General features: G+C 66.2%; 1 protein-coding gene. It reads left to right on the forward strand.

Annotation, left to right across the window (positions count from 1 at the left end):
- Positions 1-59: 59 nt before the first annotated feature.
- Positions 60-1,176: IS481 family transposase (locus NKH42_RS31105; protein ID WP_352753726.1), on the forward strand; the 1,117-nt coding region annotated here is incomplete at its 3' end.

The raw sequence follows: 1,176 nt of genomic DNA on the forward strand, positions 1-1,176 counted from the left end.
GAACAGGTGTGCGAGGACATCGCGAACAGTTTGGCGCGCTTTGCGCTGGGGGGTTCGGGATGCCATTCGAGGACACGAGCGCGATGAAACAGAAGCTGGAGTTTGTGCGGCTGGCTACGGCCGAGGGGGCGAATGTGAGCGCCTTGTGCCGACGCTTTGGGATTGGTCGAACATGCGCTTACAAGTTGCTGGCGCGATGGCAGGCGTTTGGCGCGGCCGGGCTTTTGGAGGGGTCGCGCCGGCCGCAGTCGAGCCCGACGCGCAGCACGCCCGCGATCGAGGCGGCAGCGCTTTCGGTGCGCACAACGCATCCGGCCTGGGGCGGGCGCAAGATCGCCCGGGTTCTGGCGCGCCAGGGGTTTGGCCATCCGGCTGCCTCGACGGTGACCGGCATCCTGCGCCGCAACGGCGTCGAACTGGGCGCACTGGGCGGCGGCGCCAAAGCGTTCATCCGCTTCGAGCACGCCGCGCCCAACGACCTGTGGCAGATGGACTTCAAGGGCCATGTGCCGTTGCGCGCCGGGCGGCTGCATCCGCTGACCGTGCTCGACGATCATTCGCGGTTCTCGCTGGTGCTGGAAGCTTGCCCCGACCAGACCACCGAAACTGTCAAAACCCGCCTGATTACGGCCTTCCGGCGCTATGGCCTGCCGTGGCGCATCGCCACCGACAACGGCCCGCCCTGGGGCGACGGCGGCCGCAACAACTTCACCATGCTCGGCGTCTGGCTGATCGAGAACGGCATGTCGGTCAGCCATTCCAGACCCTGCCATCCACAGACGCTGGGCAAGGAGGAGCGGTTCCACCGTACGCTCAAGGCCGAGGCGCTGCAGGGCCCGCCCTTCGACAGCCTGCAGGCGGCACAGTGCGCTTTCGACGCATGGCGCCACATCTACAACACCGAGCGGCCGCACCAGGCCATTGCCGACGCTGTGCCGCTCGAGCGCTATCGTGCCTCGACGCGCGACTTCGCCGATGCCGTCCAGCCGTTCGAATACGCGCCCGGCGACCAGGTCCGCAAAATCCAGCAGAAGGGCACAACCTCGTTGTTCGGGCATGCCGTCAAGATCTGCAAGGCTTTTGCCGGCAAAGCCGTCGCCTTCCGCCCAACCGAAACCGATGGCGTCTTCGATGCCTACTTCCGCCACCAGAAAATCCAGACCATCGACCTCAATG

It is taken from the genome of Mesorhizobium sp. M1142, assembly GCF_040318565.1.
In the GTDB taxonomy this organism is placed as follows: Bacteria; Pseudomonadota; Alphaproteobacteria; order Rhizobiales; family Rhizobiaceae; genus Mesorhizobium.